The following is a 17,427-nucleotide window of genomic DNA, read 5'->3' as shown; positions in this document are numbered from 1 at the left end:
GCTCAGGCCGACCGTTCCAGCGCCCGCATCTCCTCCGGGGTCATGCGGGCCGCCCGCGCCGCGAGATGGTCCTGGACGGTCTTGTGCAGGAAGGCGTGGCCGTCGCCCACGCGGCGCATGATCGCCCGGTCGGTCGCGTAGTCGAGGAAGCCCCGCTGGAGGTAGTCCGCCAACGGCGACCCCAGCAGCGGGAGGGGCACCTGGTAGAAGCCGACGAAGAGCCGGTAGACCGGGTTCGGCCGGCTGGCGGGGTTTCCGGCCTCGTATCCGCTCAGCCGGCGCATGGCCCGGAACACCGGGTACAGCCCGGCCGGCACCTGCTGCCGGACCACGTCGTCCGGGGCCTGGAGGATGACGCGCGTGAAGTCGTTGGCGTAGTACACCGTCGCGTGCGACTCCCCGAGGACCCGGGCGAGCCGCAGCAGACCGGCCCGCACCTGGGCGGCGGGGCGCTGCGGTGTGACCGGCCGCCCCTGCAGCGTCCGGTCCCGGTGGATCATGCGCTCGATGTAGGCGTCGAAGATGCGGCCCCTGCGCTCCTCCGTGTCGCCGAGGGCGGTGACCTCCTCCTCGTCCACGCCCTCGTAGGCGAGCGCGGCGACGCCCAGCATCAGCGGTGTGGTCAGCAGCCGGGCCAGTACCGGATCGGCGGCAGCGGCGACGGCCAGGCCGCGCAGCCCTTCGCCCGCGCTGTCGAGCAGCGCGTGCACGGCCGCGACGTCCATGGGCCGCACGCGGACCGCGCCGTTGACCGTGAGCCGTTCCCCCAGCTCCTCGTAGTCGGCCGAGCGGCACGAGACGGCGATCGGGCAGTGCGGGTGTCCCTCGGCGCCGATCAGTGCGTTGACCGCGCGGACGCAGTCGGCGCGCAGGCCCGGAGCGACCTCGTCGAGCCCGTCCAGGACGAGGGCGAGGCCGTTGTCCCGGAGGAGGGCGAGCCCGGTTTCCCGGGGGACCCGGTAGCGGCTGTGCAACTCGTCGAGGACCCAGGGGACCATCGGTCCGCCGTGCCAGTCCGTCAGCAGCAGGACCACCGGAACGGGAGCGGCGTCGTCCCGCTCGGCCGCCGCGGCCAGGTACTCGGTCAGTTCGAGCATCCGCGAGGTCTTGCCCGCGCCGGGGTCGCCCAGGACGAGGAGCTGCGCCTGGTGACGGTCGAAGACCTCGCCGATCCGGGTTCCCGCGGGCAGCGGCACGCCTCCCTCCGGGCCCCCGGCCGCGAGCCGGGGGGCGCCCCAGGGGTCGTGCACGGCCGTCCGGTGCTCGGCGAGGCCCAGCTCGATCCGTACGGCGCGCTCCCGGGCCCGGTCCGCGCCCTCCGTCCAGCTGCGGCGCACCGCGTGCAGCAGGGCCGCGCGGACCCTGGCCCGCTCCTCGGCACCGAGCGCGAAGTCCGGCTCCGGCGGGACGAGGCCGCGCAGGTGCACGATGTAGAGGAGCAGGCCCACCACGGCGAAGGCGACGACCGCGCCGATGACGAGCGTCTTCCGGCTCTCGCCCGCGAAGCCCTTGTAGATGTCGGGCAGCAGCCCGGCGGCGAGCTCCTGGAGAAGGAACAGGGCGAGCAGGACGAGCAGCCCGGTGAGAACCGGCTTCTGCCCGCGCCCGCGCGATCGACGCCCCGATGTGAACATGGGCCCCCCACGGCACTGGACATTCGCGGCACAGAGTAGCAACGGCGCGCGTGCGCGGCGGAGTTGCGGCACGCGCCACGGGACAGGTACGGACCCGTTACGGAAGGGGCATCCGGCGATCACGGGCGATCACGGGCGCCCGCCGGGCCGACCGCCGAAGGGACGTCCGGCGCCCCCGACCCCCGCCCGCCCGCCGGACCGGGCGCGGAAGGGCATCCGGCGGTCACCGGCGCCCGCCGCTCCCGGCCCGGACACGGCTGATCCCGGCCGGGATCAGTCGGCGTCCAGCCCCGCCGCGTTCAGCAGGTAGGCCGTCATCGGGTCGTAGAAGCGCGGGTCGATCACATGGTCGTCCAGCGGGACGGCGACCTGGAGGGTGCCTTCCGCCTCGCCGAGGAAGAGCGCCGGGTCGTTGCAGTCCGCGTACCCGACCGCGTCCAGGCCGCGCTGCGCGGCGCAGCCGGCCCAGCCGTGGTCGGCGACGACCAGGTCCGGGAGCGGGCGGCCCTCGCGCTCGAGGCCGTCCAGGATGGCGGCCATCGGGGCGGGCGAGTGGGTGTGCCAGAGCGTCGCGCCCCGCTCCTGCACGGCGACGTCCGCGAACTGGAAGACCATGCCCTCGTCGGCGACCAGCCCCGAGGGGATCCGGACGATCTCGCAGCCGGCCGCCCGCAGCGCCTGCGCGGTCTGCCGGTGGACGTCCAGCAGCCCGCCCGGGTGGCCGGTCGCGAACAGCACCCGTTCCGCGCCCGCCGCCGCCTTCCGCAGCCGGGCCGCCATCCGCTCCAGCGCGTCGACCGTCAGCTCCGGGTCGATGGTGTCCTGGCCGTACCGGTGCTCCGGGTCGTCGCTGACGCCGCAGCGCTCGGCCATCACCGCCAGCACGTCCTGCTCGTCGCGCCACCGGTCCCCGAGCTCCAGGCCCAGCCAGTAGTGGCGGTCGCCGTTGGCGAGCTGCCGGTAGTGGGAGAGGTTGTTGTCGCGCGGTGTGGCGACATCCCCGGCGATACGCGTACGGACGAGGTGTTCGACGAGGGCGGCACGGCTCGGTATCGGCATGAACCCATTGTGCCGTCAGGGGTGCGCTCCGTGCCGGGAGTACGTGACCTTGTCCAGACCGTAGTACTGGGCGACGCACTGCGCGGGCCAGGGCCGTTGCCCGTGCCTGCCGAACGGTTCGACCATTCGGCCGACCGACACCGGGGTGTACGGGAGCACCCGGGCGCCGCGCGCCGCCCCTTCCCGCAGTGTTTGGTCCTGGCGGTCCCAGCGCTCGGCCCGGACCTCCATCTGCGTGCCGAGCCGGAACAGGGGCGCGGCGAGTCCGACGCAGCTCAGCGCGCAGACGGCGGCGGCGACGGCGGCCACCGCCGTGCGCGCCCCCCGCCCGGCCCGCACCGCGCGCCCCAGCAGGGCGCCGAGAGCGGCCAGCAGCAGGACGTACACCAGCAGGAAGTCGCCCCAGACGCGGGCCGCGATCGCCACCGTCGCGCCGAAGGCCGGGTATGTGATGACGGTGCAGAGGAAGCCGGAGACCAGGAAGGCGAGGGCCCCGGCGGCGGCCAGGAGCAGCGGCCTGCTCCGGAGCGGTCCGGGCGCCGCGCCCCCGTCCGGCCCGCCCGTGCCGGCCGTCCGCCCGGCGTCCCGGGCCAGCAGTCCGAGGAGCAGCCCGGCGGCGAGCGCCCCCAGGTACTGCCAGGTGGTCAGGACGGTGCCGAGGATCTCGCCGAAGGCCCGCAGGGCGGTGGCGAGCCGTCCCGCGTCGAGCATGGAACCGGCGTCGGCGCCGAAGCGCGAGCGCCGGGCGTGCGCGCCGGGCGAGGTGTAGAGCACGGCCACCCCGGCGAGGATCCCGGCCAGGGCCAGCAGGCACCAGCGGCGGACCAGGGTCCGGCCGGGCCCGGGGTGGGCGAGCGGGCCGAGCAGCAGCACCGTGGCGAGGAGGACGCAGGCCACGACCGCGGTCTCCTCGGAGAGCGTTCCGAAGAAGAACCCGCCCAGGAGCGCGACGCCGAGGGCGGCCCCCCTGCCCCGCCGGGTCCGGGCCCGCAGCAGCGGGATCACGGCGGCGCAGACCAGCACCGGGGCGAGGGTGTGCGAGACGGAGTTGGCGGGCCAGTAGAACACCTTGTACGTCTCGGGCGTCGCGAGGAAGAAGACCACCGCGGCCATCGCGGCCGCGATCAGCGGCGTCCCGCGCGGCGCGGTCAGCCCCGTGCGGCCAAGGACGGTGACGGTCAGCGCCCACAGGATGCCGACCATGGCCACCCCGCTGACCAGCGCGTACCAGCGGTGTCCGGAGGTGCCGAAGACTCCGTACGCGACGACCATCAGGGCGTTGGCGACGCGCCCGTTGTCCTCGTAGTAGAACTTCGCGATCATCCCGGAGGCGCCCTCGTCGCGGACGACGGGGAGGAAGCACCAGTCGTCCGCCCCGGGGCGGACCAGGCGGCCGATCCAGAAGACCGCGGCGAGCAGGGTGAACGGGAAGAGGCCGAGCGCCGCCGTCCAGCCGGTGGCCCGGCGGCGTGCGTCCCGCCGTTCCCGTTCCCGCTCCGGTGCCCGCGGGGTTTCGAGGGTGTCCGTGGTCATGCGCGGGTCTCTCCTTCGTACGGGGCCCGGGGGGTTCCGGAGTCGATCGCCCAGCGGGCGAGCAGGAAGGAGAACGGGGTGGCCAGCAGCCCCGCGGTCAGGCCGGCGAGGGTCTTGTCCATGTCCAGCCCGCTCACCCCGAGGGTGAGCAGTGCGCCGCTGAGCACGAGGTTGACCGCGCTCGACAGGGGGTAGCGGGCGAACGCCTGCCAGGTCGGCCGGGTACGGCAGGTCAGGTACGAGTTGAGCAGGAAGGAGCCCACGACGCTGACCGCGTATCCGATGGCATGGGCGGCCAGATAGGGCATCCAGTCGTTCAGGGAGGCGTACACGGCGAGGTACACCGCCGTGTTGACGACGCCGATCGCGGCGAACGTCAGGAACTGCCTCCCGGTCCGGGAGCCGGTGGTGCGGGCTCCGGCGTCGCCGTGCGCCGATTCCTCCCGTACCCGTGCCACCTCGACCCGGTCGCCCGGGGCGGACGGTACGGAGCCGGACGGGGAGGAGAAAGAGGAGGGAGAACAAGGAGAAGGGGCCGAATGCACCGGTGCCGAATTCACCGTGACCAGCTCCGCCGGAATGCCGCGCATCAGGGCGGTTTCCAGGGATTCGCTCGTCTCCCGCACCAGGTAATGCGGTCTCCGTTTCGACTCGCAGTAGATACGGCCCACGTATTCGCCGATCACGCCCAGGGTGGCGAGCTGGATTCCGCCGAGCGCCACGACGGCGGTGAGCAGCGTGGTGTAGCCGGGTACGCCGACCCCGTGCAGCGCGACGCCGGCGATGATCCACAGGGCGTATCCGAGGGCCGCCAGGGCGAGGGCGAGTCCGGCGTGGATGGCGAGGCGCAGGGGGCGGCTGTTGAAGGAGATCAGTCCGTCGATCCCGTAGTTCAGCAGCCGTCTGCCGCCCCATTTCGAGCTGCCGGCCGCGCGCCGGACGTTGCGGTAGGTGAAGGCCACGGTGTCGAAGCCGATCCAGGAGAAGATCCCCTTGGAGAACCGGTTGGTCTCGGGCAGGGCGAGTACGGCGTCCACGGCCCGCCGCGAGAGCAGCCGGAAGTCGCCCTCGCCGTCGACGACGGCCACGTCCATGCAGCGGCCCATGGCGCGGTAGTAGGCGGTGGAGAGGAGGGTGCGCAGGGCACCCTCGCCGCTGCGGTCGCGGCGGGCCACGACCTGGTCGTAGCCGTGCCGGCGCAGCTCCAGCATGCGGGGCAGGAGTTCCGGCGGGTGCTGGAGGTCGGCGTCCATGAGGACGACGGCGTCGCCGCGGGACATGCCCAGCCCGGCGAGCATGGCGGCCTCCTTGCCGAAGTTGCGGCTGAAGGAGGTGTAGCGGACGCGGCGGTCGGCGGTGGCGAAGGCGCGGACGCGGGCGCGGGTCCCGTCGCCGCTGCCGTCGTCGACGTACACGATCTCGAACGTCTGCCGAGTCGGTTCGAGGGCGGCGATCAGCTCTCGGTGAAAGGACTCGATCACCTCGTCCTCATTGAAACAGGGAACGACGACCGAGACCTGGCATGTTTTCATTTCATTTCCCCAGCAGGCGCGGGCGAGACGCCTCAAACCATAAGCCCGGGGATCGCCGCGACACTCCGAGGAAATGGGCGAAGAAAGGGGGAAAAGGAGAAGGATTCAAGGAATCCCGCACCGTTCACACATCAATTCATATGTTCACCATTCCACGACGGGCGGGTGATACGCCGCTCAGGGGCGGACCGCCGCCGCCTCGAACGCCCCGCGCGCCAGCCGGTGCAGCAGCGCCGCGGTCTCCGCACGGTCCGGCCGCACGCCGGGGCGGCCCAGGTGCGGGGTGGAGTTGAGCAGGCCGAAGACGGCGTGGACGGCGGCGCGGGCCTCGTACTCGGGCAGGTCCGGGTAGATGGCGCGGACCACCTCCACCCACACCTCGACGTACTGCCGCTGGAGCTGGCGGACCCGCTTGCGGTCGGCCTCGCGCAGCCGGTCCAGCTCACGGTCGTGGAGGGTGATCAGGGGGCGGTCGTCGAGGGCGAAGTCGATGTGCCCCTCGATGAGCGCGTCGAGCAGCGCCCGCGGGGAGCCCGCCCCGGCCGCCGCGTCCTCCGCGACGCGCAGCCGCCCGCCCGCCAGCAGCCGCTCGCTGATGCCGACCAGCAGCTCGGCGAGCATCGCGTCCTTGCCGGGGAAGTGGCGGTAGAGGCCGGGACCGCTGATGCCGACGGCGGCGCCTATCTCGTCGACACCGACGCCGTGGAAGCCGCGCTCGGCGAAGAGGCGGGCGGCCTCCCTGAGGATCTGCTCGCGGCGGGTGGGGGCGTCCGTCCTGGTGGTCATGGATTCGATTCTAGACAGTCGCGTTAGCGAACGTTAACCTGAGGAACGGACGTTAACGTTCACTAACGGCCGTCCGGTCGCCCGCCAGGGGGCGACGGACAGCCGTCAACCACTGCGGTACGGGCAAGGGGGCTCGACACGATGCAGCAGGCACCGGTGCTGGCGAGCGCGGCCGATCCCGCCTCCGAGGCCTGGAAGGCCAACGAGGCGGCGCATCACGCACTCGTCGACGAGCTGCGCGAGCGGCTCGCCAGGGCCAGGCTCGGCGGAGGTGAGCGGGCCCGCGCCCGGCATGTGGCGCGCGGCAAGCTCCTGCCCAGGGACCGGGTCGACACCCTGCTCGATCCGGGCTCCCCGTTCCTGGAGCTGGCCCCGCTGGCGGCCGAGGGGCTGTACGGGGGCGCCGCCCCGGCGGCCGGGGTGATCTCCGGGATCGGCCGGGTGAGCGGCCGCGAGTGCGTGATCGTCGCCAACGACGCCACGGTCAAGGGCGGCACGTACTACCCGATGACGGTGAAGAAGCACCTGCGCGCCCAGGAGGTGGCGCTGGAGAACCGTCTCCCCTGCCTCTACCTCGTCGACTCCGGCGGGGCCTTCCTGCCGATGCAGGACGAGGTCTTCCCCGACCGGGAGCACTTCGGGCGGATCTTCTACAACCAGGCCCGGATGTCCGGGGCCGGCATCCCGCAGATCGCCGCGGTCATGGGCTCGTGCACGGCCGGCGGGGCGTACGTCCCCGCGATGAGCGACGAGGCCGTGATCGTCCGCGACCAGGGCACGATCTTCCTGGGCGGCCCGCCGCTGGTGAAGGCCGCGACCGGCGAGGTCGTGACGGCCGAGGAGCTCGGCGGCGGCGAGGTCCACTCCCGCACCTCCGGGGTGACCGACCACCTCGCCGAGGACGACGCGCACGCGCTGCGGATCGTGCGGAACATCGTGGGCACCCTGCCGGACCGGGGCGCGCTGCCGTGGTCCGTGCGCCCCGTCGAGGAGCCGAAGGCCGACCCGGCGGGTCTGTACGGCGCCGTCCCGGTCGACTCCCGGACCCCGTACGACGTGCGGGAGGTGATCGCCCGGGTGGTGGACGGTTCGCGGTTCGCCGAGTTCAAGGCCGAGTACGGCACGACGCTGGTCACCGGCTTCGCCCACATCCACGGCCACCCGGTCGGGATCGTCGCCAACAACGGCATCCTGTTCTCCGAGTCCGCCCAGAAGGGCGCCCACTTCATCGAGCTGTGCGACCAGCGCGGCATCCCGCTGGTCTTCCTGCAGAACATCTCCGGGTTCATGGTGGGGCGCGACTACGAGGCCGGCGGCATCGCCAAGCACGGCGCCAAGATGGTCACGGCGGTCGCCTGCACCCGCGTCCCCAAGCTGACCGTCGTCGTCGGCGGTTCGTACGGGGCGGGCAACTACTCCATGTGCGGCCGGGCCTACTCCCCCCGCTTCCTGTGGATGTGGCCCAACGCGAAGATCTCCGTCATGGGCGGCGAGCAGGCCGCCTCCGTCCTCGCGACGGTCAAGCGCGACCAGCTCGGTGACGACTGGAGCGCGGCCGACGAGGAGGCGTTCAAGGCGCCGATCCGCGAGCAGTACGAGACCCAGGGCAACGCCTACTACGCCACGGCCCGGCTCTGGGACGACGGTGTGATCGACCCGATGGAGACCCGGCAGGTGCTGGGTCTCGCCCTGACCGCCTGCGCCAACGCCCCCCTGGGCGACGCCGGCTTCGGCGTCTTCCGGATGTGAGGAACAGATGACGATGTTCGACACGGTCCTGGTCGCCAACCGGGGCGAGATCGCGGTACGGGTCATCCGCACGCTGCGGGAGCTGGGCATCCGCTCGGTGGCCGTCTTCAGCGACGCGGACGCCGACGCCCGGCACGTCCGGGAGGCCGACACCGCCGTACGGATCGGGCCCGCCCCGGCCGCGCAGAGCTATCTGCACGTCCCCGCGCTGCTGGACGCGGCCCGCCGCTCCGGCGCGCAGGCCGTCCACCCCGGCTACGGGTTCCTCGCCGAGAACGCCGCGTTCGCGCGGGCGTGCGCCGAGGCGGGGCTGGTCTTCATCGGCCCGCCCGCCGCCGCGATCACGCTGATGGGCGACAAGATCCGGGCCAAGGAGACGGTCTCGGCGGCCGGGGTCCCGGTGGTGCCCGGCTCCTCGGGCAGCGGCCTGACCGACGCCCAACTGGTCGACGCGGCGCGGGAGATCGGCACGCCTGTGCTGCTGAAGCCCTCGGCGGGCGGCGGCGGCAAGGGCATGCGGCTGGTGCGCGACGAGGCGCTGCTCGGCGACGAGATCGCGGCGGCCCGGCGCGAGGCACGGGCCTCGTTCGGCGACGACACCCTGCTGGTGGAGCGGTGGATCGACCGGCCCCGGCACATCGAGATCCAGGTGCTGGCCGACGCCCACGGCCAGGTGGTCCACCTCGGCGAGCGGGAGTGCTCGCTCCAGCGCCGCCACCAGAAGATCATCGAGGAGGCGCCGTCGGTCCTGCTCGACGAGGCGACCCGGGCGGCGATGGGCGAGGCGGCCGTGCAGGCGGCCCGCTCCTGCGGCTACGTCGGCGCGGGCACGGTCGAGTTCATCGTCCCGGGCGACGACCCGGGCGCGTACTTCTTCATGGAGATGAACACCCGCCTCCAGGTCGAGCACCCGGTCACCGAACTGGTCACCGGCCTGGACCTGGTCGAGTGGCAGCTACGCGTCGCGGCCGGCGAACCGCTCCCCCTCGCCCAGGCCGACATCACGCTCACCGGCCACGCGGTCGAGGCCCGGATCTGCGCCGAGGACCCGGCGCGCGGCTTCCTGCCCTCCGGCGGCACGGTCCTCGCCCTGCACGAACCGCAGGGCCACGGGGTGCGCACGGACTCCGGGCTCGCCGAGGGCGGCGAGGTCGGCAGCCTCTACGACCCGATGCTGTCGAAGGTCATCGCGTACGGGCCCGACCGGGCCACCGCCCTGCGCCGGCTGCGGGCGGCGCTCGCGGGGACGGCGGTGCTAGGCGTGCCGACCAACGCCGGGTTCCTGCGCCGGCTGCTCGCCCACCCGGCGGTCGCGGCGGGCGAGCTGGACACCGGCCTGGTGGAGCGCGAGGCGGCCGGGCTGGTCCCGGACGGGGTGCCCGAGGAGGTGTACGCGGCGGCGGCGCTGCTGCGTACCGCCCGCTCCGGTGCCGACGGGTCGGCCGAGGCCGCCGGCTGGGTCGACCCGTTCTCGGTGGCGAGCGGCTGGCGCCTCGGCGGCACCCCGGCCCGTACGGTGCTCGACTTCCGGCTCCCGGGCCACGACCCGGTGCAGGTGTCGCTGCGTTCCCGGCCCGACGAGGCGGGCGCCACGGTGCTGTGCTTCGGCCATGTCGGCGAGGACGCGGAGCCGCCGCGGCCGGACACCGGGTGCTGCGGACCGCTCGCCCCGCTGCCCGGCGGCCGGGAGACGGCCCGCGCGGTCCGGATCTCCGGGGGCGGGATCGCCTTCGAACTCGCCGGTGCCACCCACGCGTTCACCCATGCCGCCACCCCCGAAGGGGTGTGGCTCGGCCGGGACGGCGACAGCTGGTACGTCCAGGACCACGACCCGGTGGAGGCGTCCCTGTCCGGGGCGGGCCGCTCCGGGGCGGACACCCTCGCCGCGCCCATGCCCGGCACGGTCACGGTGGTGAAGGTGGCGGTCGGGGACCCGGTCGCGGCCGGGCAGAGCCTGTTGGTGGTGGAGGCGATGAAGATGGAGCACGTCATCTCCGCCCCGCACGCCGGGACGGTGACGGAACTGGACGTCGTCCCCGGCGCCACCGTCGCCATGGACCAGGTCCTGGCCGTGGTCACCCCCGCCGAAGCCCCCGCCGAAGCCCCCGCCGGGCCTTCCGGGGAGGAGGCATGACGAGCGACGCGCGCACCCTGCCCATGGCCGTACCGGCGCGGGACCTGCCCGCCCGGGTCCGGATCCACGAGGTCGGCGCCCGCGACGGGCTGCAGAACGAGAAGTCCGTCGTACCGACCGAGGTGAAGGCGGAGTTCATCCACCGGCTGGCCGCCGCCGGGCTCACCACCGTCGAGGCCACCAGCTTCGTGCACCCCAAGTGGGTACCCCAACTGGCCGACGCGGAGGACCTGTTCCCCCGTCTCGCGGATCTCGACGGGGTCGCCCTGCCGGTCCTGGTCCCCAACGAGCGGGGGCTGGAGCGGGCGCTGGCGCTGGGGGCGCGCCGGATCGCCGTGTTCGGTTCGGCGACGGAGACGTTCGCCTCCCGCAACCTGAACCGCACGGTCGACGAGTCGCTGGCGATGTTCGAGCCGGTCGTCGCCCGCGCCAAGGCCGACGACGTCCATGTGCGCGGCTACCTGTCGATGTGTTTCGGCGACCCCTGGGAGGGGCCCGTCCCGGTCCACCAGGTGGTGCGGGTCGCCAAGGCGCTGATGGACCTCGGCTGCGACGAGCTGTCCCTCGGCGACACCATCGGGGTCGCCACCCCCGGCCATGTGCGGGCCCTGCTCGCCGGGCTGAACGAGGAGGGGGTGGGCACCGACGTCATCGGGGTGCACTTCCACGACACGTACGGCCAGGCCCTGTCCAACACCCTCGCCGCCCTCCAGCACGGCGTGACCACCGTGGACGCCTCCGCGGGCGGCCTCGGCGGCTGCCCGTACGCGAAGAGCGCCACCGGGAACCTCGCCACCGAGGACCTGGTGTGGATGCTCCAGGGCCTCGGCATCGAGACCGGGGTCGATCTCGACACGCTCACCGCCACCAGCGTGTGGCTCGCCGACCGCCTGGGCCGCCCCAGCCCGTCCCGTACCGTCCGCGCGCTCTCGGTGCGATAGGCACCCCGTCCCCAGTCCCACAAGGAGTGACCCTGCCATGTCCCTGGACCACCGGCTGACCGCCGAACACGAGGAACTGCGGCGCACCGTCGAGGAGTTCGCGCACGACGTCGTCGCGCCGAAGATCGGCAACCTCTACGAACGGCACGAGTTCCCGTACGAGATCGTGCGGGAGATGGGGCGGATGGGCCTGTTCGGGCTGCCGTTCCCGGAGGAGTACGGCGGCATGGGCGGCGACTACCTCGCCCTCGGGATCGCCCTGGAGGAGCTGGCCCGGGTCGACTCGTCGGTGGCGATCACCCTGGAGGCCGGGGTCTCGCTCGGCGCGATGCCGGTGTACCGCTTCGGTACGGAGGAGCAGAAGCGGCGCTGGCTGCCGAGGCTCTGCTCGGGCGAGGCGCTGGGCGCCTTCGGCCTGACCGAGCCGGACGGCGGCTCGGACGCGGGCGGCACCCGCACGACGGCCGTGCGCGACGAGGCGGCCGGCGAGTGGGTGATCAACGGCTCGAAGTGCTTCATCACCAACTCCGGCACGGACATCACGGAGCTGGTCACGGTCACGGCGGTGACCGGCCGCAAGCCCGACGGGCGGCCGCTGATCTCCTCGATCATCGTGCCGTCCGGCACCCCCGGCTTCACCGTCGCCGCCCCGTACTCCAAGGTCGGCTGGAACTCCTCGGACACCCGCGAGCTGTCCTTCTCCGACGTCCGCGTGCCGCTGGAGAACCTGCTGGGCGAGGAGGGCCGGGGCTACGCGCAGTTCCTGCGCATCCTGGACGAGGGCCGGATCGCCATCGCCGCGCTCTCCACGGGGCTGGCGCAGGGCTGTGTGGACGAGTCGGTGAAGTACGCGGCCGAGCGCCACGCGTTCGGCAAGCCGATCGGCACCAACCAGGCCATCCAGTTCAAGATCGCCGACATGGAGATGCGCGCCCACATGGCCCGTATCGGCTGGCGCGACGCCGCCTCGCGGATGCTGGCGGGCGAGCCGTTCAAGAAGGAGGCGGCCATCGCCAAGCTGTACTCCTCCACGGTGGCCGTGGACAACGCCCGCGAGGCCACCCAGGTCCACGGCGGCTACGGGTTCATGAACGAGTACCCGGTGGCCCGCATGTGGCGCGACTCCAAGATCCTGGAGATCGGCGAGGGCACGAGCGAGGTCCAGCGCATGCTGATCGCCCGGGAGCTGGGCCTCCCGGCCTGAGTCCGGGTAGGCGCGACGGAACGGGACGGGGCGGGCCTCTGCGGAGGCCCGCCCCGTCGTCCGCGTACGGCTCCCGGGGCCGTCCGCTACCTCCAGCGCTGGTTGCCGCCGTCGTTGCAGCCCAGCGTGTAGACCCTGCCCGAACCGTTGCTGTCCAGGCACTTGCCGGTGGCGACGTTCTTCCACACCACGACGCCGGCGCCCGATTCCCGCGGCGTCCAGCGCTGGTTGCCGCCGCCGTTGCAGCCGAGCGCGTAGACGTCACCGGCGCCGTTGCTGTCCAGGCACTTGCCCGTCGCCACGTCCTTGAGCTCGCCACCGCCGGTGTCGTCGAGCCGCACCGTCCAGTGCTGGTTGCCGCCGCCGTTGCAGCCGAGCGTGTAGACCCTGCCCGCGTCGTTGCTGTCCAGGCACCTGCCCGTGGCCACGTTCTTGAACTGCACCTGCGGACCGGCGGACGCCGGGACGGACACCGCCCCCACCAGGGCGCATCCCAGGCCGACGATGGCCACCAGGGTGACGCGTGACCGCATGACCGAACCTCCTGCTTGAATCGACGGATCGAGGCTCGTGGGCTGCTCGCGACGGGCCCGTACCGGTCCCCGCGAAGGGGGCGCCCGCCCCCTCGTACAGCGCGACCGCACCCGGGAGACCGGGACGCGGCCCATGCTCGCCACTGCTGTCACCTCGTCGCATCGAGGGCGGCGCCATGGATTCCGTCCCTTTGTACCGCACCACCGGGACGTATCCCGCCGGAAACCGCCGTCACCCGCCGTCGGCGGCGCGGCCCCGGCCTCAGTAGCGGTGGCCGGGCCAGTGCGGGTCCTCCCAGCGGGCGGGGCCGGTGAGGCCGAGCAGGCGCAGACGGTGGAGCAGTTCGTCGGGCGCGCCGTGGGCGGCGAGGCGGGGCCGGGCGTGGTCGAGCAGCCAGGCCGTCAGGGTGGCGCGTTTGTCGTCCTCGTCGTCCCAGGCGCGCCAGGGGAGTTCGTCGCCGAGGAGGTGGTACTCCCAGTCGTCGGCGGCCTCGGCGAGGTGGCGGGTGGCGACGGCTCCGGTCCGTGTCTCCCAGTGGGCGAGCCACGGGGTGAGCGTGCCGGACGCCTCGGTGACCAGGACGAGGAGCTCGTGGGCCGGGATCGTCGGGGCCGGTTCGGTGAGCGTGTGCGACCACCAGGCGTGGAGGAACTCCCGTACAGCCGAGGCCTGCTCCTCGGGCCACCGCTGCCAGCCGCCGCGGTCGAACGACCGGCCGACCTCCTCCGGGCCGAGGAAGTGTTCGGCGCGGCCCGTGACGAGACTCCGGGCGAACTGCGGGAGTATCCGGCGCAACACCGCCGGATGGTCGCTCCAGTCGGAGGCCTGCCAGGTGCGTCGCAGGAGGTCGTCGTCGAGGTCCACGTCCGGGACCTTGAGCAGGGCCAGCTCCTCGGGGCTGCCCCAGTGGCACTCGCAGTTGTGCTCGTCGGGGCGGGCGGTCATGCCGCGGAAGGCGACCGCGAGTCCGTCCAGCGCGGCGCCAAGGCGGTGGGCGGACCGCGCGGCGGAGGAGGGCGAGGGGGTCATGGGCGCGATTCGCCTTCGGGACTCCGGGGGCCTCCGCCGTCCGAAGATCGCCACGTTACCGGGAACGGCCGCCGCCCGTCCCCCACGTGTGCGGGGAACGGGCGGCGGCAGTACGCGAATCGCGGGTCAGACCTTGGCCGGGGCCGGCTCGGGCGTGGCGTCGGCGTCCTCACCGGTGCGGCGCATGGCCGGGATGAGGGCGGCGACGGCGGCCGCGACCAGGGCGACGCCGCAGCCGACCATGAGCCCGGTACGGAAGCCGTTCTCCGAGGTGAGGGTGTAGCCGCCCATGGTGACGGTCATCTGGGAGAGGACGACGCCGACCACCGCGGCGCCGATCGACGTGCCGAGCGAGCGCATCAGCGTGTTGAAGCCGTTGGCGGCGGCGGTCTCCGACAGCGGGACCGAGCCCATGATCAGCGCGGGCATCGAGCCGTACGCCAGGCCGACGCCGCTGCTGGTCACCATGCCGACCACCATCAGGCCCCACGCGGAGCCCATCAGCACCAGCGCCAGGCCGTAGCCGACCGCGATGACGAGGATGCCGCAGACCAGGGTGAACTTGGGGCCGCGGGCGTCGATGAGCTTTCCGCCGAGCGGGGAGACGATCATCATCATGATGCCGCCGGGCGCCATCCACAGACCCGCCGCGAGCATCGACTGGCCGAGCCCGTAGCCGGTCTCCGAGGGGAACTGGAGGAGCTGCGGCGAGATCAGCATGGTGGCGTACATGCCGAAGCCGACGAAGACCGAGGCGAGGTTGGTCATCAGCACCCGGGGACGGGCGGTGGTGCGCAGGTCGACCAGCGGGTCACGGGTGCGCAGCTCCCACAGGCCCCAGGCGAGCAGCACGACCACCGCGGCGACGAACAGGCCGAGCGTGGTGGCCGAGCCCCAGCCCCAGTCCGCACCCTTGGACACCGCGAGCAGCAGGCAGACCAGCCCCGCCCCGAGGCCGAGCGCGCCGAGCACGTCGAACCGCTGCCCCTTGGCCCCGGCCGGCACGTCGGGGATCAGGAACCAGATCAGCGCCGCGACGACGGCGGCCAGGCCGGCCGAGCCCCAGAAGAGCACCCGCCAGTTGGTGTACTGGGCGACCGCCGCGGCGATCGGCAGGCCGAGCGCACCGCCGATGCCCATGGAGGCGCTGACCAGCGCGATGGAGGAGCTGAGCTTCTCCGCCGGGACCACGTCGCGCAGCAGCGCGATGCCCAGCGGCAGGACACCCATGCCCATGCCCTGGAGGCCACGGCCGACGATCATCGGGACGACGGACGACGAGAGCGCGCACACCACCGAACCGGCTATCAGCGGCACGGAGCAGACGAGGAGCATGCGCCGCTTGCCGACCATGTCGCCGAGCCGGCCGGAGACGGGCACGCAGACGGCGGAGACCAGCAGGGTGACGGTGATCACCCAGGCCGCGTTCGAGGGGGTGGTGTTCAGGATCTGCGGCAGCTCGGCGATGAGCGGGGTGACCAGGGTCTGCATGATCGCCGCCGTGACCCCGGCGATGGCCAGGGTGGCGACGATGCCGCCAGTGCGGGTTGATGGCTGGGGTGCGCCCATCCGGGACTCCTCGGGTGTGTATCGGGAAGAAGGCTATGTATCGTACACACTCCATGCAGCTTGCATGTTATATGTACGCTACATAGCCTGTGGGAGAATGGGAGCCGGCCCCCGTGACCCATCGGGCGCCGGCGAAGAGCGGGGCCCCGGGCATCCGGACACCGCGACGACGAGGGAAGACGGCAGGCACCCATGACCAGGCCCACCCATGAGGTCGAGTACGAGCAGATGCTCCTCAGCCGCCACAGCCTGCTGCGGAACAGGGGCGGGCGGCGCAAGGGCGGCCTGATGGACCACAGCGCCTACGTCCTGCTCAGCCGCATCCGCGTCCAGGGGCCGATGTCGATCGGCGAGCTCAGCGACGCCTTCGGGCTCGACGCGTCCACCCTCAACCGGCAGACCGCGGCGGCCATGCGCGCCGGGCTCGTGGAGCGCATACCGGACCCCTCGGGCGGCATGGCCCGCAAGTTCCGGATCACCGAGGAGGGCGCCCGCACGCTCGACGCGGAGCGCGAGGGCATCGTCGACTCCCTGGAGCGGGTCATGACCGACTGGTCGGACGAGGACATCTCCGGTTTCGCCGCCTACCTGCGCCGTTTCAACACCGACATCGAGCGGCTGGCCGGCCGGCCCTGGCCGCGTCCCTGACGCCCCCCGGGGCCGCCCGCCGGAATCCGTTCGACAGCGCGGCCCCGCCCCCGGCAGAGTCCGGACATGACGCCACAGCACTGGCCCCTGTACGGGCTCCGCCTCCGCACGCCCCGCCTGGAGCTGCGCCTCCCGGACCTGGAACTGCTCGACGACCTCGCCTCGGTCGCGGCCGACGGGGTGCACGCCCCGGGCGAGACGCCGTTCACGATGCCCTGGACGGACGCGCCGCCCGCCGGTCGCGCCCGGGCCACCTTCCAGCACGTGCTGCACACCGTCGCCGACTGGTCGCCCCGGAACTGGACGCTCGGCCTCGCCGTGCTGCACGAGGGCAGGGCGATCGGGCGGCAGGACCTGACGGCGAAGGACTTCGCGATCACCGGCGAGGTCGCCTCCGGGTCGTGGCTGGGCCTCGCCCACCAGGGCCGGGGCCTCGGTACCGAGATGCGCGCCGCCGTCCTGCATCTGGCCTTCGCGGGCCTCGGGGCCCGGAGCGCCGTGTCGGCCGCGATGACCGACAACGCCCGCTCGCTGGGCGTGTCGCGCCGGCTGGGCTATCTGCCGGACGGCCTCACGGTCACCGCCGTCGGCGACGCGCCCTGCACCCTGCAACGGCTGCGGATCGACCGCGCCCGCTGGGAGGAGTGCCGGAGCATCGAGGTCACCGTCGAGGGGCTCGACGACTGCCGGGCGGAGTTCGGGGCATGAGCCTGCTCGTCCACACCTTCGTCTACGACGAGGACGGCCGGCAGCGGCTTCTCGACGACCCCGAGGACGGCAGCGACATGGCCGGGTTCGAACGGACCCGGACCGCGCTCTGGGGTTCGGAGTGCGCACGGGCCCTCGGCGCCCGGTTCCTCCCGGAGCTGGCCGACGCCGACCTCTACGTACAGCCGGAGGACATCGAGGACTTCCTCGCCGAGTGCGCGCTGCTGGGCCGGCACACGGCCGAGCTCGCCGAGCACAGCGGCTACCGGGAGGACTACGTGGCCGTCCGGCTCTCCCACATCCACCGCGCCGCCCTGCGCGCCCGGTCGGTCGGCGGCGGGGTCCTGGTCTGGTGAGCCCGGACCGG

At 73.2% G+C, this 17,427-nt stretch carries 15 protein-coding genes; 7 read left to right on the top strand and 8 right to left on the bottom strand.

Features of this window, described 5'->3' with window-relative positions; all coding sequences use genetic code 11:
- Nucleotides 1-2 precede the first annotated feature (2 nt).
- The 5 genes from ACWC97_RS21770 to ACWC97_RS21750 all read right to left on the bottom strand — a co-directional run bounded on the left by ACWC97_RS21770 (nucleotide 3) and on the right by ACWC97_RS21750 (nucleotide 6,544).
- Nucleotides 3-1,634 carry an NACHT domain-containing protein gene (locus tag ACWC97_RS21770; protein WP_450650973.1) on the bottom strand — a complete coding sequence of 544 codons (1,632 nt, stop codon included), beginning with the start codon at nucleotides 1,632-1,634 and terminating at the stop codon, nucleotides 3-5.
- 273 nt (nucleotides 1,635-1,907) lie between these two features.
- A complete protein-coding gene (locus tag ACWC97_RS21765; protein WP_352273845.1) occupies nucleotides 1,908-2,693 on the bottom strand; it encodes a phosphatase in 786 nt (261 codons plus the stop codon).
- A 15-nt stretch (nucleotides 2,694-2,708) separates the two neighbouring features.
- Nucleotides 2,709-4,226 (bottom strand): DUF6056 family protein, encoded by a 1,518-nt coding sequence (locus ACWC97_RS21760; protein ID WP_450650971.1) that lies wholly within the window; start codon nucleotides 4,224-4,226, stop codon nucleotides 2,709-2,711.
- Nucleotides 4,223-5,758 (bottom strand): glycosyltransferase, encoded by a 1,536-nt coding sequence (locus tag ACWC97_RS21755; protein WP_450650969.1) that lies wholly within the window; start codon nucleotides 5,756-5,758, stop codon nucleotides 4,223-4,225. The genes ACWC97_RS21760 and ACWC97_RS21755 overlap by 4 nt, the downstream gene beginning before the upstream one ends.
- A 177-nt stretch (nucleotides 5,759-5,935) precedes the next feature.
- The gene (locus tag ACWC97_RS21750; protein ID WP_352273842.1) at nucleotides 5,936-6,544 is read right to left on the bottom strand and encodes an SACE_7040 family transcriptional regulator; all 609 of its coding nucleotides are present in this window, start codon (nucleotides 6,542-6,544) and stop codon (nucleotides 5,936-5,938) included.
- Between the two features lie 141 nt (nucleotides 6,545-6,685).
- On the opposite strand from ACWC97_RS21750, the gene ACWC97_RS21745 reads away from it, so the two are divergent.
- Genes ACWC97_RS21745 through ACWC97_RS21730 form a run of 4 tightly spaced genes read left to right on the top strand, consistent with a single transcriptional unit; the run spans nucleotide 6,686 to nucleotide 12,572 of the window.
- Nucleotides 6,686-8,293 (top strand): carboxyl transferase domain-containing protein, encoded by a 1,608-nt coding sequence (locus tag ACWC97_RS21745; protein ID WP_352273841.1) that lies wholly within the window; start codon nucleotides 6,686-6,688, stop codon nucleotides 8,291-8,293.
- Between the two features lie 7 nt (nucleotides 8,294-8,300).
- Complete coding sequence (locus tag ACWC97_RS21740) at nucleotides 8,301-10,427, top strand: acetyl/propionyl/methylcrotonyl-CoA carboxylase subunit alpha (protein WP_450650966.1); 2,127 nt, start codon at nucleotides 8,301-8,303, stop codon at nucleotides 10,425-10,427.
- Nucleotides 10,424-11,368 carry a hydroxymethylglutaryl-CoA lyase gene (locus ACWC97_RS21735; RefSeq protein WP_450650964.1) on the top strand — a complete coding sequence of 315 codons (945 nt, stop codon included), beginning with the start codon at nucleotides 10,424-10,426 and terminating at the stop codon, nucleotides 11,366-11,368. Before ACWC97_RS21740 ends, ACWC97_RS21735 begins: the two co-directional genes overlap by 4 nt.
- A 37-nt stretch (nucleotides 11,369-11,405) precedes the next feature.
- A complete protein-coding gene (locus ACWC97_RS21730; protein ID WP_450650962.1) occupies nucleotides 11,406-12,572 on the top strand; it encodes an acyl-CoA dehydrogenase family protein in 1,167 nt (388 codons plus the stop codon).
- Between the two features lie 86 nt (nucleotides 12,573-12,658).
- On the opposite strand, the gene ACWC97_RS21725 is transcribed toward ACWC97_RS21730, so the two are convergent.
- The 3 genes from ACWC97_RS21725 to ACWC97_RS21715 form a co-directional block, all read right to left on the bottom strand.
- Nucleotides 12,659-13,105: an RICIN domain-containing protein gene (locus tag ACWC97_RS21725; protein WP_352273838.1), complete on the bottom strand. Its 447-nt coding sequence runs from the start codon at nucleotides 13,103-13,105 to the stop codon at nucleotides 12,659-12,661.
- Nucleotides 13,106-13,367: 262 nt separating this feature from the next.
- Nucleotides 13,368-14,135 carry a hypothetical protein gene (locus ACWC97_RS21720; RefSeq protein ID WP_450650960.1) on the bottom strand — a complete coding sequence of 256 codons (768 nt, stop codon included), beginning with the start codon at nucleotides 14,133-14,135 and terminating at the stop codon, nucleotides 13,368-13,370.
- A gap of 126 nt (nucleotides 14,136-14,261) precedes the next feature.
- Entirely contained in the window at nucleotides 14,262-15,704 is a 1,443-nt protein-coding gene (locus ACWC97_RS21715) for an MFS transporter (protein ID WP_352273835.1), read from the bottom strand.
- A gap of 192 nt (nucleotides 15,705-15,896) precedes the next feature.
- Between ACWC97_RS21715 and ACWC97_RS21710 the strand changes: the two genes are divergently transcribed.
- The 3 genes from ACWC97_RS21710 (at nucleotide 15,897) to ACWC97_RS21700 (ending at nucleotide 17,416) form a co-directional block, all read left to right on the top strand.
- Nucleotides 15,897-16,352 carry a MarR family winged helix-turn-helix transcriptional regulator gene (locus ACWC97_RS21710; protein ID WP_450650958.1) on the top strand — a complete coding sequence of 152 codons (456 nt, stop codon included), beginning with the start codon at nucleotides 15,897-15,899 and terminating at the stop codon, nucleotides 16,350-16,352.
- A gap of 66 nt (nucleotides 16,353-16,418) precedes the next feature.
- On the top strand, nucleotides 16,419-17,060 hold the full coding sequence (locus ACWC97_RS21705; protein ID WP_352273833.1) for a GNAT family N-acetyltransferase: 642 nt from the start codon (nucleotides 16,419-16,421) through the stop codon (nucleotides 17,058-17,060).
- Nucleotides 17,057-17,416 (top strand): hypothetical protein, encoded by a 360-nt coding sequence (locus tag ACWC97_RS21700; RefSeq protein ID WP_352273832.1) that lies wholly within the window; start codon nucleotides 17,057-17,059, stop codon nucleotides 17,414-17,416. The genes ACWC97_RS21705 and ACWC97_RS21700 overlap by 4 nt, the downstream gene beginning before the upstream one ends.
- The last annotated feature ends 11 nt before the right edge of the window (nucleotides 17,417-17,427 follow it).

This window comes from Streptomyces sp. NPDC001108, assembly GCF_053598535.1.
Note: the sequence above shows the minus strand (reverse complement) of the source record. Positions and strands in the feature narration are given on the sequence as shown.

Bases quoted from the DNA above. Each gene is read 5' to 3' on its own strand.
- ACWC97_RS21720 (WP_450650960.1), bottom strand. From the start codon at position 14,135: ATGACCCCCTCGCCCTCCTCCGCCGCGCGGTCCGCCCACCGCCTTGGC.
- ACWC97_RS21710 (WP_450650958.1), top strand. From the start codon at position 15,897: ATGACCAGGCCCACCCATGAGGTCGAGTACGAGCAGATGCTCCTCAGC.
- ACWC97_RS21755 (WP_450650969.1), bottom strand. From the start codon at position 5,758: ATGAAAACATGCCAGGTCTCGGTCGTCGTTCCCTGTTTCAATGAGGAC.
- ACWC97_RS21750 (WP_352273842.1), bottom strand. From the start codon at position 6,544: ATGACCACCAGGACGGACGCCCCCACCCGCCGCGAGCAGATCCTCAGG.
- ACWC97_RS21730 (WP_450650962.1), top strand. From the start codon at position 11,406: ATGTCCCTGGACCACCGGCTGACCGCCGAACACGAGGAACTGCGGCGC.
- ACWC97_RS21770 (WP_450650973.1), bottom strand. From the start codon at position 1,634: ATGTTCACATCGGGGCGTCGATCGCGCGGGCGCGGGCAGAAGCCGGTT.
- ACWC97_RS21715 (WP_352273835.1), bottom strand. From the start codon at position 15,704: ATGGGCGCACCCCAGCCATCAACCCGCACTGGCGGCATCGTCGCCACC.
- ACWC97_RS21745 (WP_352273841.1), top strand. From the start codon at position 6,686: ATGCAGCAGGCACCGGTGCTGGCGAGCGCGGCCGATCCCGCCTCCGAG.
- ACWC97_RS21760 (WP_450650971.1), bottom strand. From the start codon at position 4,226: ATGACCACGGACACCCTCGAAACCCCGCGGGCACCGGAGCGGGAACGG.
- ACWC97_RS21705 (WP_352273833.1), top strand. From the start codon at position 16,419: ATGACGCCACAGCACTGGCCCCTGTACGGGCTCCGCCTCCGCACGCCC.
- ACWC97_RS21765 (WP_352273845.1), bottom strand. From the start codon at position 2,693: ATGCCGATACCGAGCCGTGCCGCCCTCGTCGAACACCTCGTCCGTACG.
- ACWC97_RS21740 (WP_450650966.1), top strand. From the start codon at position 8,301: ATGACGATGTTCGACACGGTCCTGGTCGCCAACCGGGGCGAGATCGCG.
- ACWC97_RS21725 (WP_352273838.1), bottom strand. From the start codon at position 13,105: ATGCGGTCACGCGTCACCCTGGTGGCCATCGTCGGCCTGGGATGCGCC.
- ACWC97_RS21700 (WP_352273832.1), top strand. From the start codon at position 17,057: ATGAGCCTGCTCGTCCACACCTTCGTCTACGACGAGGACGGCCGGCAG.
- ACWC97_RS21735 (WP_450650964.1), top strand. From the start codon at position 10,424: ATGACGAGCGACGCGCGCACCCTGCCCATGGCCGTACCGGCGCGGGAC.